The sequence below is a fragment of the Paenibacillus sp. J22FR83 genome (genome assembly GCF_059691955.1).
On sequence record NZ_JCAUAM010000012.1, the window covers coordinates 134,582 to 150,137 of the forward strand.

The 15,556-nt window shown below is 47.7% G+C and carries 10 protein-coding genes; 1 reads left to right on the forward strand and 9 read right to left on the reverse strand.

Annotated elements, in window-relative coordinates:
* Nucleotides 1-26 precede the first annotated feature (26 nt).
* The 6 genes from AC58PV_RS21950 to AC58PV_RS21975 all read right to left on the reverse strand — a co-directional run bounded on the left by AC58PV_RS21950 (nucleotide 27) and on the right by AC58PV_RS21975 (nucleotide 4,472).
* Entirely contained in the window at nucleotides 27-221 is a 195-nt protein-coding gene (locus AC58PV_RS21950) for a hypothetical protein (protein WP_497434566.1), read from the reverse strand.
* Between the two features lie 66 nt (nucleotides 222-287).
* Entirely contained in the window at nucleotides 288-1,400 is a 1,113-nt protein-coding gene (locus tag AC58PV_RS21955; RefSeq protein ID WP_497434567.1) for an SGNH/GDSL hydrolase family protein, read from the reverse strand.
* 340 nt (nucleotides 1,401-1,740) lie between these two features.
* A complete protein-coding gene (locus AC58PV_RS21960) occupies nucleotides 1,741-2,646 on the reverse strand; it encodes a fumarylacetoacetate hydrolase family protein (RefSeq protein WP_497434569.1) in 906 nt (301 codons plus the stop codon).
* Between the two features lie 22 nt (nucleotides 2,647-2,668).
* Nucleotides 2,669-3,961 carry a Gfo/Idh/MocA family protein gene (locus AC58PV_RS21965; protein WP_063795679.1) on the reverse strand — a complete coding sequence of 431 codons (1,293 nt, stop codon included), beginning with the start codon at nucleotides 3,959-3,961 and terminating at the stop codon, nucleotides 2,669-2,671.
* Between the two features lie 134 nt (nucleotides 3,962-4,095).
* On the reverse strand, nucleotides 4,096-4,233 hold the full coding sequence (locus tag AC58PV_RS21970) for a hypothetical protein (RefSeq protein ID WP_497434570.1): 138 nt from the start codon (nucleotides 4,231-4,233) through the stop codon (nucleotides 4,096-4,098).
* On the reverse strand, nucleotides 4,233-4,472 hold the full coding sequence (locus AC58PV_RS21975; protein ID WP_497434571.1) for an NAD(P)-dependent oxidoreductase: 240 nt from the start codon (nucleotides 4,470-4,472) through the stop codon (nucleotides 4,233-4,235). Before AC58PV_RS21975 ends, AC58PV_RS21970 begins: the two co-directional genes overlap by 1 nt.
* 498 nt (nucleotides 4,473-4,970) lie before the next feature.
* Here AC58PV_RS21975 and AC58PV_RS21980 point away from each other — a divergent pair, with 498 nt between their 5' ends.
* A complete protein-coding gene (locus AC58PV_RS21980; protein WP_497434573.1) occupies nucleotides 4,971-5,150 on the forward strand; it encodes a hypothetical protein in 180 nt (59 codons plus the stop codon).
* 215 nt (nucleotides 5,151-5,365) lie between these two features.
* Here AC58PV_RS21980 and AC58PV_RS21985 read toward each other — a convergent pair whose 3' ends face one another.
* The 3 genes from AC58PV_RS21985 to AC58PV_RS21995 form a co-directional block, all read right to left on the reverse strand.
* A complete protein-coding gene (locus AC58PV_RS21985) occupies nucleotides 5,366-7,417 on the reverse strand; it encodes a putative phage tail protein (RefSeq protein ID WP_497434574.1) in 2,052 nt (683 codons plus the stop codon).
* Nucleotides 7,418-7,523: 106 nt separating this feature from the next.
* Nucleotides 7,524-11,927: a DUF4838 domain-containing protein gene (locus AC58PV_RS21990; protein WP_497434575.1), complete on the reverse strand. Its 4,404-nt coding sequence runs from the start codon at nucleotides 11,925-11,927 to the stop codon at nucleotides 7,524-7,526.
* A 33-nt stretch (nucleotides 11,928-11,960) separates the two neighbouring features.
* Nucleotides 11,961-15,554 carry a DUF4838 domain-containing protein gene (locus AC58PV_RS21995; RefSeq protein WP_497434576.1) on the reverse strand — a complete coding sequence of 1,198 codons (3,594 nt, stop codon included), beginning with the start codon at nucleotides 15,552-15,554 and terminating at the stop codon, nucleotides 11,961-11,963.
* Between the last annotated feature and the right edge of the window lie 2 nt (nucleotides 15,555-15,556).

Sequence of the window (15,556 nt, forward strand, 5' to 3'; positions counted from 1 at the left end):
TTGTCTACTTAGGGCTAATACCATGCTTATTCCAAATTCCAGCCGGCAATTACTCTTTTGGCGTCACTATTCGCTTTGGTTGTAGCCAAGTTTTCGGTGGTAATTTTAGCGTCTATTCTCTTCCCTTCTCTCTTCAAGCCATTATCCACAGTAATTCGTATCGGCTCCCCTGTTCGGTAATGAAGCGCTGATATTTCAAGTGTATCTGATTGGACCGTCATAGTCCTTCACCCGCCAATTTCTCGGCACTGGTACTAACGATTATATCCTGTTGTTCTTGTCATCTACTATTTAAGAATCGATTGCAATACAGGGGTTAAGCCATTGGCCATGCGGAAGAAGCCCAGATCGGTCGGGTGTACGCCGTCTACGGTACATTCATGATAATCCGCATCTCCTAACAAATGTTCTCCGTCCAAGAAATGAAGATTGCAATCACCATTCTCTGTCAACGCCCGAACCGTTTGAATAGCAATTTGATTCATTCGTAGCCTTCGTTCCAACAGCTCGGAATTACAGATTTCCGCTGCATACTGTATTTTGGATACAACTAAGATAGGCACAATAGGGTGTGCCTCGCGGAAAATTCGAATAAACTTCGGCAATGTTTCAGAATACTGCTCGCAGGATTGCACATTTGCTTCGTAATCGAGCACAAGCAATGCAGGAGAGGCAATTCCGCTTATGATTCGAGCAACTTCTGGTTCACCTTTGCCATTTCCTGAGAATCCCAAATTGATACATTCAAGCGGTATCCGCCTGCTCAGAATGTTGGTATAAGCCATCCCCGGCCGACTTGCGCAGCCGCCCTGAGTAATTGAGGTTCCATAGAAAAGAATCTTCTCGCCGCTTGCATAAGGGATTGGAGCTAATAGAGAAGCACCCTCATCTATACCAACGGAGACTTTCCCCACCCCTTGGTATAACGGAAAGTTTAATGTCACATGACGAGTTTCGCCTTTCGGCAATTGAAAGAGAATGACTTCATAGCCCTGATGATGATGATCGAATCGCGCTGTCGAAAGAAATTGTTGATGTCCAGGCTCTCCAACATACACATCAAATCCGCATTGCCCAGTAGCTGGCATATGATACATATTCGCAGGCGCAGTCAATTCAACAGATATCGCAAGGCGAGCCGAATCCGTTCGAAAGCTAATTTGGCCGCCTGCCGTACAATTGGCAAGCTGATGCACCGCATCAGGCATATTTACACTGGGATCTATAGGCATTCTCCGATACATATGGTCCTGCTGGTACCATGCAAACCCAGAAATACGTATGGGACTTTCATCCGGCGAGTGCCACACGAATCCACGCAATACGTTGTCCTCTAGCCTCAAATTGGGATCCAGCTTTTCAGGACTTACTTCGCCAGCTGCGGTTGTTTGATCTGACACAGGGTTTGGACCTCCTTATTGATTTCGAAATTCTATTGAAACAGGCTATAAGAGGTTGTTCAAAAAGTCCACTATTGATCATGAAGTATACAAAGAAACTTATTCGACATCGAATCGTGCATTCAGTCTTTGGCGCCTGCCCAAAAACCGCCCCTTCGGATCACATTTTCAATCGTTAAAACGATTGTTAGACAAATGTTCCTCAGGATCATTGATGGGCGTCAGACTCCATCAAATAAGTTACGTAGGAACATCTTTGTCATTTGTGATCATATTCCGGATTATGCCCAAGACCAAACTGGGACAAGCGATTGCCTACAATTCAAAAAGGGGGGTCCCTTTATGTCTGACTTTTCATTGAAACAAAGCTATTGTCCTTAATAAAACTGTTGGTTATCGCACCGAGATTCTCAATCTCCACCGTAACACTGTCCCCCTCTTTGAGGTAGATCTGCCGATCAGGCGGAAACCCCAGTACAACACCCTCAGGTGTTCCTGTCAAAATAACATCCCCAGGCTCCAAGGTCATGTGGTGAGAAATATAGCTAATAATCTCATTACAATGAAAAATCATATCGGACGTATGCGAATTCTGACGCACCTCGCCATTCACAATTGAAGTGATCGCCAATTGGTTCGGATCGCCAACTTCATCCGCCGTAGTCACATAAGGACCTAGCGGGCAAAATCCATCGCAAGACTTGCCTACTAACCATTGCGAAGTTTTAAGCTGCAAATCCCGCGCTGACAGGTCATTGGCGGGACAATAACCAAACACATATCCAAGCGCCTCTTCCTTGGATACGTCCTTGGCCCGCTTGCCGATAACTATGGCTAATTCTGCTTCGTAATCGAGCTTTTCCGTCTCTAACGGGATTATGATCCGCTCACCGTGCCCCGACAATGTATTGCTGAATTTGCTGAACAAGATCGGACTCGTCGGAATTGCGGCATTCGTTTCCTCGGCGTGCTTACGATAATTCAGACCTACACCTATTATCTTACCCGGTTGGGTAACGCAAGGACCATATTCGAGCGAACTCTCGTCTAGCCATCTCGCGTTGTCCAAGCTCTCGACCCACTGCCGCAAACGGCTCAAGGCCTCTTCTCCCTCTTTAATAATCGCCATGATATCCGTAGAATCAAGTCCATGAATTTCCCCAGTACTCTCGACGTGCAGGGAGCCTTGCTTCGTTTTGACTCCTAATGCATATTTGTCCCCATCCCAAAAAGTAAATAATCTCATCTCCGTCATCCCCTAGCTTTATTCAATTTGGTTGATCACCCGATAAAGGAATACGATTCGGCTCCGCAAAGTATCCAATTTCACGCTCTTCATGAACCGCATCTAATGAATAGTAGCTTACAGGACCTGCTTCACGGCTGATCCATTTGCCTTTGGTGAAGTCGGGGATAGCGACCGGCGCACTGCCTAGTGCAACAGATTCCTCCGACAATACTGTTATCGCCATCCATACCGCCGTATCGTACACATCAATCGGCGTCTGAGTCTGGTTCATGACGCTCTCTGCAAATGCGCGGAGTACCAAGTAATCCATCCCGCCATGTCCGCCGCGTACACCTTCATCCAGGTACTGTTTCCAGATTGGGTGCTCATATTGCTCACGGTATTCATCGAATGACTCCCACTGATGCTCTGGACTTCTGCCCTCGATATGGATCGAGTTGTTATCCTCCATCCATATGCCCTTGGTCCCTTGCACTCTCCCCGCTCTCGAATATGGACGCGGGAGGGTCGTATCGTGAATAATATGAATAGTTTCGCCGCCGGCGCATTTGATCATCGTTGTCACGATATCGCCTTGGGCGAAGTTGATCTTGGCGAGCGGATCGGTCTCTCCGAACTTCTCAGTCGCCAAGTGCTGGATTCCGCGAGCTTTGGATGACATGGACGTTAAGGTCAACAATCGGTTGCCTCTGTTAATATCTAATACCTTGGAGATTGGACCGAGTCCATGGATCGGATACAACTCACCGTTACGGTTCAAATAATTGTGGTAGCGGTTATGTTTTCTCTGCTCACCCAACGCTACTTCATCGCGCAGATCATGCTCATACCCGCATTGACAATGAATCAATTCGCCCAGTAGTCCTTGCTTCACCATGTTCAGCACGGCAAGCTCTTCACGGCCATAGCAGCAATTCTCGAGAAGCATGCAAGGCATACCTGTCTGCTCCGAGGTTCTGACCAGCTCCCAGCACTCTTCCAAGGATGCTGCTCCTCCCACTTCGATACCGGCATACTTGCCTGCCTTCATTGCCGCAATGGCAATCTCTGCATGAGTCACCCATGTGGTAGCGATAATAACGCCTTGAAGATCCTCACGAGCGAGAAGCTTCTTGTAGTCCGAATAACCGTCTGCTAGAGTTCGTCCTGATTTCTGTACGATTTCAAGTCCGAGCTCAAGCCTTTCCTCGTATTGATCGCATATTGCCGTAATCTCCACATCTTCCATCCCAAGCAAACATTCAAGCAGACCTCTACCGCGTCCACCCAATCCGATGACGCCTAATTTGGCTACAGCATTCGTTTTCCCCATCGCTCTCTATCTCCCTTGGCCGCAAATATTGAAATCAAGCACTTCTCATGTTGTTACAAATCACACACAATCAATCAAATACAAATCATACGATCAATCAATGCTCAAAAACAAACAAAATTTCGACTTTAAGGTCACAAACGTTCTACCATATTAGAGCAGACATAACTATTAATCACGGTATGTTTCTCGTCAATCTGCAGCTTCCGTCCTGACACACGCTTCAATTGCTCAACCCCTGCAAGGAAGTGTTCAAGGATAGCAGGTGACATTACCCCTTTTCGAACACATCAAGTCCTGCACCGGCAATCCCTTTATTCTTAATCGCTTTTATCAGTGCACTCGTATCCGTCGTGCCGCCTCTTCCGATATTGATATAATAGCCCGATGCTTTCATGGCCTGAAATTGTTCGGCTCCCATCAGATGTTGCGTATCTTTGGTCAAAGGCAGCGTGTTGATTACATAATCACTTTGAGCAAGCATTTCGTGCAAGCCCTGACGATCGTACATTTGATCTTCAATTCGTGGGCGACGTGGACAAGAAAATCTATAATATCTTTAATTTCATATTAAACGTTTTCATATTGTACTGTGAATTCATAGAATTTCATTTTCATATCCAAAATTACATTTTGTAATGAGGGCTCGAACGTGTCAGAATGGATGCCGGAAATGGTAACCCACACTTATGGGGAAAGAAGGGCAAGTTTTCGTATGATACAGATACTTATTTGACATGGGTACTCTTTGCTGTTGAGGACGCTCGATTCGAGTATCAGATCGGGAATGAGTATGGCGAAGCCGTATTCGGGGATATCGTCCTATGTCCCCCTTACGTAGCATTTTATCGCAACACATTGTCCCCCATAAGCTTTCACGCAATAACGATTTACATTCACGAATGACAAGAATCAGTCCCTGTCTAACCTATTGCCCGAGCACAAAATTACAGTACAGCAAACTAAACGCTTATCCGAAAACTATCATCATTTAAGGGGTGCCGATCAAGTGATGCACTATAATTTGAATAAATCAGCGATTGAAGCAGCATTACTTTGTGGATTTGTGGCTTATGATCATTCAACAAAACATGCAGCATCTGGATATGAACCCACTTCCATCCTGAAGAAAACGCTATTTCGGCGGCAGCGCGATTTCATGACGGACGAATCCTCCTTCCTTTTGTGAATTCTTAGCCACTCGGAGTACATGGTGATAAGGGGCCATCAGAAAACGAAAAGCCCGTCATGGTATGAATTTACCTTGATGGGCTTTCCTATTTGGGTTTAATCACTGGCCAAAGGCAGATTCTCCCTGAGCGCTATTTCCGCCATACCTAGACTTGTCATCGCCGGATGACGGGTCTGCGAAGCTGGACAGGGTTTGTAGAGTTTAATCTGAATTTATGACATCAATCCTGCATTTCTTAGTTTTAACAGAAGAGCATTGAAGTCATCTTTTAATGTTGCAATGTCTCCTGCCGTACTGTCGTTTTGTGCGGCGGCTTTTTGCGACAGCAGACTAACCATAATATTTTTCGCCGCGATTTCCCAATAACACAAAAACACTGCCGGCCCGCCGAAACCGCTGAATGATGCGCTGGATGTCCCATTTACTTTCCAGCCGGAAGGCGGGTTAAACGTAAACGCCCCGCTCGGCGCGCCATTCGTACCGGTTCCAATGAAACCGATCATGGCATCGTCAACACCCTTGTATTTATTTGCCGTTTCTGCATTAAGCAAGTTGATCGTCCACGAATTTTTTTTGTATAACCTGGGTACGACACCTGTTGGCGAAATCGATATAGAGGCACCTACCAAATCCTGGTTTCTGCTTTTCCCCTTATAGTACGCGCCATCCAGCATATTATCGAGGGAATTTGGCATGTAAAAGCGCTTCCAACCGATCGTATCCGCAAACGCGCCATAATCGCCGGTTCGATTGTTTGGCGCTATTCGCTCGCAATTGATGAACGGCTCCCCGTTCAACGAACCGTACCGGTTCAAAATCTGGCACGAACCCGACCCTATAAATACGATGTTTCGATAAACCGCTTCTGTGTAAAATCCGATGTAGGCACTCGTTTGCGGGGACACGGATGAGCCCGAATACCCGACAACAGAACCGATGCCGCAAAATTGCGTCGTGATGGAAGTCACATTTACCCCGTATAAAGCGGCATCAAGCACACCCATACCGCATCGAATCGCGTCAATCAAACCGATTTTCGTCGGTCCGGCATTTGGTCCCACACTGAACAAAGCGCCGCCGAAAATAAATTTAATGGCTCCGCTTGTCGGTTCTGCGGTTTCCATCCACGGGAATAACGCGACCGTTTTGTTTGTAAAATCAGTTGCTTCTACCTTGTAGGTGATCCCATTAATAACAGCAAAAACAGGATTTGTTATGAGGTTACTGTCATACGGAAGCCCGGAAACCGTAATGGTTGTTCGTTGGTTGGCCGTTCCGGACGTACCGGTATGAACAGGATTGAAGTACGTATAGGACGTATTGTTATTCGACCACGGCGCGATTTGACTGCAACCGCAATCCCTCGCCAACATACTGTCAATCTCGGCGCAAGTGTTGTTGTGATAGGCGGGCGATTGAACCGGAATGCCGATTAAGCCGTTTTCATCCATGACAATACCGAAGTACTTCATTAGACTTGTTTTTATTTTCGGCAGCTTTGAACTTTGCACCCCGTTCAGTACAACGCCATACTCAACCGTCATGGCGCTAAACGTACCAATCGTGCCCGTCCCGACAACTTCAATCGCTCCCGAACTGACAACCTTTGAACCTCGCAAAGCGAGCATGTAACGCATAGCATTCAAGGCTTTTAATTTAAGATCCCAATGAATAGACGCTTGTCCGGTACAGTCAAAATCCAGCGGTCTGCTAATCGTAAAATTGCCGACAACTCTTATTTGCGTCTTGCCATTATCCGTCTTCACAAAATCTGCAAAGCGGTCAAGCGCATCGCTTGCATTCGTGTTATCTACCGCTCCCGCGTGATATGGCGTAATGACTTCATCCTCCGCTCGCACCCATCTTCCTGTAGAGATACCGGGTGGCGAAAAAACGGTAACGCCATTGTCTGTCGCAGTGCTTGCCGCGTTCCACGTAAACATACCGCCGCCTACATGATTTCCAGCGGAATAAGACTTTACATAGACACAAGCGCATTCCTCCGGATTCACGATCGATAACATGTCCGCAATGCTTTCCAAGCATGCCGGTTCCCATACCGGCTCCCCATAAACCGCTCCTGTAACCGATGCGTGGGAAGCAGCTTTTCCCAAAGCGGCAGGCCCCGAAAACGCAATAGCGGCACCCGCTATGCCTAAGGAGGCGAGCAGCTTCCGGCGCGTCATCTTGCCGTTCGTTTCCGTTGCATCTTCAGAAGTGTGTTCTTGCACGTTCGCATTGTCTGGTATCCGATTATCCGACATGTCGAAGCCTCCCTAAAATTCCCATGATTTTTGGCCAACCGTAATCGATTAAAGCAACAGGGCAATAGTCACATGCTCACACTTGCCCCGTTGTACCTGCTTATTATTATTTAGTCATGGTGTTGTAGAGTATCTGCACAAATTGCGCTCTGCTTGCCGAATCCTCCGGTAGAATGTTGCCATCGTTCCCGGCGATAATTCCGGCTTTCACAAACAGTTCAATTGCATGATTTGCATAATCGGCAACCTTCCCTGCATCCTGGAATTCTTCCAGGTTTTTGACGTTGCCTGCTGCCGGCAATTCATTTATGTTCTTAAGCGTATTGTATACCAATACGAACAATTCCTGCCGGGTCACTTGTCTGTCGGGGTCGAATTTGTTGCCGCCCACGCCGCTGGTGATTCCCACTTTCTTTGCCTCCGCAAGGTATCCGCTGTAGTAGGTGTTCCCTGCGTCGCTGAAATTGTTTTCGATGTTTTCGTTCGGACTGATGCCAAAGGCTCTCATAATCATGACCAGGGCTTGTGCTCTGGTTACACTGTCAGTCGAGCCGAAGTTTCCATTGCCCACTCCTGTGGTCATTCCTCTTGCTGCCGCAAAGGTGACTGCATCATAGTACCATACACCCTCTGCCACATCCGCAAAGTCAGCCTTGTTATATGCGACTGCAAACTTCGAGGCCTCTTTTACCTTGAAAGTCAGTGTTCCTGTTGCCGGGTCATATATGCAATTGGTCACTATTTCAAGTTTCCCTGCCGCATTAATGGTATAGGCGACAATTGCATTTGGATTTTCGCCTGCCTTAAGTACATAAGGAATGGTTACTTCCGCTTTACCGCCAAAATGTACGATCTCCTTTTCCCTTCCGGTAACATCAAAGCTCACAAACGGTCTGTCTCCGACCTTATTCCGGATTTCAGCCGTCAACTCTGATGTTTCAACCTTCGTGGCAGTCATCGTAATGGTTCCCGCCGACTGTTTTAAAATGCCCTCCGCAGCCTTTTTATTAAAGGTCATGGTTCCGAACGGTGTAGAAATGACCAAGTAATCCGCATTGCTATCTACGAATGTTTTCAAAGCTGCAACTGTCAGGCTGACACCTGCGGTCGTGGCATCAGTGCCCTCATTCACTTCGATTTTAATCGTTGTTTCTATCCCTGTACCCTGCTTAGCCGCCTCAGCCGCAGCCTTTGCGATTGCATCCTCCAACTGTTTCTCAGATATTGGTGCTACAGCCTTTCCGGTTGTATCCGTCGCGGGCTTTGCGAATATCGTCGTTGTTACCTGCCCATCCTCAACCTTCGTTTCAGGCACCGTTGTCGGTGTCGGTGTTGGTATTGGTGTTGGTGTCGGTGTCGGTTCCGGATTTGGCGTCTCCTTCACTGTCCACCTTGCATACAGTGTTATATCACTAGTCACTACATCTGTCGTAAAATTCCATGCTGTTTCTAACACTTCATCCTTGTACCATCCGGCAAAAGTATATCCTTCTCTGGTAGGCAGCGTCGGTGCTGTGATTGCACTGCCGCTTGTGACGTCGGTAATCGCTGATACCCCATTGCCCCCATTACTGTTGAAGGTAACTGTGTAGGCCTTGTCAACCGGTATCTCAGTTCCTTCCTCAACTACTTCCACTGTAAAGGTGGCTTGTTTGCCGCCATCCGTGGTTGTAACGATGATTATAGCCGTTCCTTTTGTGTTTTCGCTTGCGGTTACAAGACCTTCGGTACTGACTGTTGCAATATTTTCATCGCTTGATGACCATGTGACAGATTTATTTGAAGCATTTTCCGGTAACACTGTTGCTATCAGCTTTACAGTTTCCCCCTGTTTAAGTGTGGCATTTTCCTTATTAAGGGTTACCGATTCAACCGATCCATCCTGCGATACCATTTGTATTGTCACTACATCCTTAATCCCGGATATATTTCCGGCAGCATCGATGGCCTTTACCCTATACCTGCGTTCCATACCGGGTTCCAGTCCGGTGTGAATATATGTTGTTGAATTCGTTCTGACCGTTCCGTTAATTCCTCCTATTGATGCAGGGTTCAACACTTCCAAAATATATCCGGCAACACCTGCGTCATCAGTGGCCGGTGACCAGCTTACACGCACTTCACTCCCGGAAATTTGCTCGGCTTTCAAATTCGCTGGAGCTGTCGGCGGTGTAACATCCAATTCCGTATTGAGTTGCCAAAGCATGGCAGGCCCCGTTATCCCCCCGGTACCAAGCTCATCCAGACTGTCATTCCCCACATCAACAACAATCAAATTCGGTTCGCCAAATTTAATGGCCGGCGTAGCGTCAAACTCCCACGGTTTCATCATCGCATTGCCCTTGCCGTTCGCTGACAAATTCAGCTCTATCCCATTCATCCAGACCCGGGCTGTCTCATCAAGACTGCTGAACCAAAGCCGAATCGGTTTTCCTGTATTGAACTCCGGATTAACATCAACCGTTGTTCTGTACCAGGCATGTCCTTTGTAATACCCAATCCCCTGATCGGACCAGGACTCCGAATAGGTTTTCAGTTTCATCCAGGATTCCGTTCCCAAGCCGGGTTTCCAGAACCCCAATTTATCCCCGGAGCCATTTGGAAACAGCATAACATTCCATTCGTCCGGCAACTCGGCAACCATTCGGTTTCCATTGCTGAGCCGTTGACTTCCCTGATTTGTGATTTTATCAAAAAACCAATCTGTATAATTATAGGAAGCAAGGGTGTTGAGCGCGACAGGAGAGTGCGTAACAGCCTCTTCTCTTATTTTAGAAATTTGATCAAATGTTTGTTTTGCCTCAACAAACTTAAAGCTGTTAATCAGCTCCTTCATTTGAAGGAAGTTGTCGCCAAAGCGAAAAGCAACACGCACCATATTGACCCGGCTGGCATATACGGAGTCCGATGCCCCTTGCGCCGCATCCTCCGCTTCCGTTAGCGACTGCTCCATCGCCTGCATGACAGTGCCCGTCAAAATATGTTGAAAATCATTGATGCTTCCCGCATAATAATCTGCTTGGGCAAAAGCATTTTCCAAAATGTCGAAATGCCTTTTCATCGGCTCTGCGGCAGGTCCATAAAACGTTGTAAAGTAGTCCTCCAGCAAAGCGTCCACATCCAGATCGGGGTTCCACATCATCTTGGCTGCCAAGTAGAGCGCAGGTCCATGATACGCCCACGCCGGCAGCGCCTCACCGCGTATGCCGATAATACCCTGGTCTTTGAAATACTTGTATTCTGTTCCTATTCTTTCTGTCAGTGAAAAAGGCAGCCCCGGATCGGCAAGGTTATAAAGATAATCATAGATCATGACGTTAGGGCTTACCCTTTTCCAGCCGTCAATTATGTCTTTGATGTGCTGCCTCTCCCACGAAAGCGGATTTTCAATGCTTTTCATCCTATCCGTTCTGATGGAAGCGATGATCGGGATGATCCTCGGGTCCGGCATATGCTTTACCGGCGGATAATAATACTCGTCATAAGCGAAGAAAGAAATTTTTACATCATGATATCCGGCAGCATCAAGCTTTTCCAAAACAAGATTATAAAATTTCACATAACGGTCCGTTAACGATAATGTTCCTCCATGTATGGCACCCTTAACATTCCCGTCCCACTCCGGGTTAGGCTGGAGTACCAACACAGGTCCGTCATTGGGTCCCATTCTCAAATATTCAAGCTTGGGGTCTGCATTCAATCTTCTGATTGCCTCTGCCACAACAAGGTTCAGCACCTCCGGCTTGGTCACATCGTATTGTCCGGTCGGATTTCCTTTGGCATCGGGCAGAAATAAATCAGGGCGTTCTTTATTCGTAGGAGATGTAATGAGTAATCCATGATTTCCCAAAGTTCTCTGATTCAGACGCACATGTTCGACCCAGGGCGTACCTTCTGTCAGATTGACACCCACCGGCAAACCGGCGCCCACGACATATGGCGCAACAGCTTGCAAAAAGCGAAAATCAAAACCCGGGTGCTGGATGGTATCCTGATAATCGACCGCAATTGTACGCATCGACGGAACTACGGTTCCGATCTCACCGGGCATGAACCACCGCACACCCATTTGCTCGAGGAGCTCGTAAGCGGCATACAGGCTTCCTTTGTCGTTGTCATCCAATCCTGCCAATTGAATGACTCCCTCCTCAACATACAGCCGGAATGCATCGGGTTCATTTCCCTTGTCACGGATTGCCGCCTTAGCTGCATCAAGGTCTGGAGCGGCGCTTCCGATATAGATCTTTGTTCCCTCCACCTCGGCCGCGTCCTCAGCAACAGGCAATTCCACTTCGGATATTTGCCGAATATAGTCTTTGAGTTCCTGCATCGCCTTCTTTTCATATTCGGTTGCTCTTTGCGGCAAGATGATCGTGGACCGGGATTCTCCGTTCTCGACCAATACGAGCTTAGGACCCGTCTCAGGGCCATTGGCAGCCAAAGCCTGGGGCAACGAAGAAAACAACAACGCAATGATTAATCCCCAGCAAAGAAACAGCTTTCTTGTCAAAACACTCAACTCCTTTTGTCAATCATTTAGGGGTCATTTGGTCTGCATGATGATCTCCACTATGTCACTGTAGCTTACATTTGGGAACGCCGTACTGTAGTTATCAATTGCCCTTACCCTGTATCTTAGCGTCTTCCCGTCAACTGTCAGTCCGGTGTGGGTATACTCCGTTTGTAACGCTCTCATTAATTCTTTGTTAACTCCTCCCGGAGGGTCCGGATTCAGCAATTCCAAAACATATTCCTTCATTCCGTAGATAGATTCGGATGCAGTCCAGCTTATTTTCACCTCGGTGCCGGAGATTTGCTCAACGGTCAGCGCAGGTTTTGTAGGCGGGACTTTTAGGGTAATGAAAGCACTCGCAGCAGATTGGCCCCCGGCATTATCTACGGCCAGCACCCTTATCTTGCGTACGATGCCAATTTTAAAATAATCGGTGAAGGTATAGTCATTTGTTGTTGCTTCTGCCGTCAAAAGTCGTCCTGCACCGCCGTCTACATCCCATACCTCCAACATGTATTTAGCAATTCCTATATCAGATGTCGACGGATTCCAGCTTATTTTCATCGCACCATTAGCGGCCGGCTCCGATTTCAAACCCGTTGGGGCTGCGGGCGGGGCTGCAGGCGTTACATTTTCCGACATGGTCACCTGCACTACAGCGCTATAGTCAGCAGACATATTTCCGGCCGTATCGATTGCCTTCACCCTGAACCTGCGTATCATACCGGGTTGCAGTCCGCTGAGGGTATATGCATTCGTTGACGTTTTGATCGTTTCAAGCACTCCCCCCGGAGGATTCTGGTTCAGCACTTCCAGGCTATACCCGGCAATTTGGAAATCTGCATAAACGGTAGCTGGATTCCAGCTTATATATACCTTGTCGGCGGAGATTTGCTTCACCTTCAGACCCGTCACCGTTGAGGGCGGATTCATCGTTACGCGTGCATAAGCACTATAGTTAACCGATTTATTTCCGCCGGCATCGATTGCCCTTACCCTGTACCTGCGTTCCATGCCGGGTTTCATTCCGGTGTCGATATATTCATTTGTTGTCGTTATGACCGATCCAAGTACGCCCCCTACGTTCTCCCGGTTCAGCATTTCCAACTGATATTCTGTAACTCCCATATTATCTGCGGGTATATCCCAGGTTACTTTCACGGTGTCGGTGCCGGGGATGTGCGCGGCTTTCAAGTTCTTCACATCTCCAGGCGGGAGATAATCCAGTTCCGTATTGACCTGCCAGAGTATTGCAGGACCCATGATCCCCCCGGTACCCAGTTCATCTATGTCTTCATTACGCACATCAACAACAATCAAATTTGGCTCGCCAAATGTAACCGCCGGCGTAGCATCAAATTCCCAAGGTTTTGTCAAACCCGTACCCTTCTGCACCAATGCCAGCTCTTTGCCATTCATCCAGACCCTCGCTGTCTCATCGATACTGCTGAACCAAAGCCGAATCGGTTTTCCGGTGTCAAATTCCTGAGCGACATCTACCGTTGTCCGGTACCAGGCATGTCCCTTATAATAACGAAGCCCTTGATCGGACCAGGTCTCGGAATAGGTTTTCAGCTTCCTCCAGGATTCCGTCCCCAAGCCAGGTTTCCAAAGCCCCAGGTCAGCCCCGGACGCATTAGGGAACAGCTTGACATTCCATTCATCCGGCAGTTCAGCAACCAATCGGTTTCCATTGCTGGTCCGTTGTTTTCCGCCATTTACCATTCTGTCAAAAAACCACTCTACATAGGTATAAGCTTTATAGCTGCTTAAAATGGAAGGGGAGTGAAGAGCAGCCTGTTCCCTAAAGTCATAAACATTATCGAGCTTTTCCTTTGCCTCATCAAAATGGAAACGGTTGAATTGCTCGATCATGTCAAGGAAATTATCACTGAACCCATAAGCGATGCTGATCATATCAATCCGTTTGGCATATACCGAATCCGATACCACCCTCGCCTTTGCTTCCCCAAGTGTTCTTGCCATCTCTTGCATGACTTCATCGGTCAAAATGTGTGGAAAATCATAAATGTTTCCGGCAGAATAATCCGCTTGTGCAAAAGCTTTTTCCAAGATGTCGAAATGCTCCTCCATCGGCGCTGCCGCAGGTCCATAAAACATTGTAAAGTAGTCCTCCCGCAAAGCTTCCACATCCAGATCGGGGTTCCACATCATCTTGGCTGCCAGATAAAGTCCCAGGCCGCCATACCCCCACTCTGGCGTAGTCTCAGCGCGTATCCCTACAACACCATGATCTTTAAAATACTTGTACTCTGTGCCTACTCGTTCTGCCAGTGAAACAGGCAAGCCCGGATCGGCAGGGTTATAAAGATAGTCATAAATCATCACCGTAGGGCTTATTTTATTCCAGCCGTCAATAACTTCTTTAAGATAGTTACGCTCCCAGGCAAGCGGATTTCCGATGCTATGTATCCGATCCAGGGTGAGGGAAGCAATCATTGGCACAATTCGTTGATTTGGCGTCCACCGTACCGGCGGATTATAGTAAGTGTTATAGGCGTAGAAAACAATTTTCACATCGTTATAACCTTCTTTACCAAGCTCCTCCAAAACAAGATTAAAAAATTTGATATAGCGATCCGTCGTTGATAATGCTCCTGTTAATACATCCCGATCATCCCCATCCCATTCGGGGTCAGGCTTGAGTACCAATACATGTCCATCGCTAGGTCCCATACTCAAATATTCAAGGTCGGGATTTTTCCGCAATTTAGCAAGCGACTCTGCTACAACAAGCTCCAACACCTCCGGTTTCGTCACGTCGAGGTGTATCGACGGTGTTCCGTCGGCGTTAGGCAAATACAGATCCGCGCGCGTTGATCGCGAAGGAGAGGTACTCAACAATTCATGCGCACCTACTGTCTTTTGATTCAGGCGCACATGCTCGACCCAGGGTGCAGCCTCATCCAGATTGACCCCCATCGGCATACCGGTAGCCCATAAGTATGGCGTGGCCGCTTGGAAAAAACGAAAAGAAAGACCCGGGTGCTGGATGGTGTCCTGATAACTGACCTCGATGGTTTCCAAATCCGGAACGACCGTTCCGATCTCGCCGGGCATGAACCATCGTACGCCAATTTGCTCGAGGAGCTCGTAAACGGCATAAAGGCTTCCTTTGTCGCTATCCTCCAATCCCACCAGTTGGATTGCCTCCTGGGTTACATGCAGCCGGAAGGAGTCGGGGTCATCTCCCGCGGCTCGGATTGCCTCCTTATCGGGGCTTGGGGCGGCACTTCCAATATAGATCTTGGTTCCGGCCACGCCTGCAGGATTGTTGGCAACAGGCAGCTCCGCATCGGATATTTGTTTTACGTAGTTTTTGAGTTCCTGTGCCGCCTTCTGTTCCGGTACGGTTGCATTTGATGAAAGAATAATGGTTGACTTCGCGATTCCGTTCTCGACCAAGACGAGTTTCGAATACGTAACATTCTGCACGGTTTGCAAAGCTTCCTTCGAATACGTAGCATTCTGCACGGTTTGCAAAGCTTCCGTGCTTGTCTCATCGGGTAACCCGTTCGCGTCATTTTCCGCCAAAACCGAGGGAACGAAAGAGAACAACAGCGCAATGATCATTCCCCAGCAAAGAAAACGCTTTATTTTCAAGT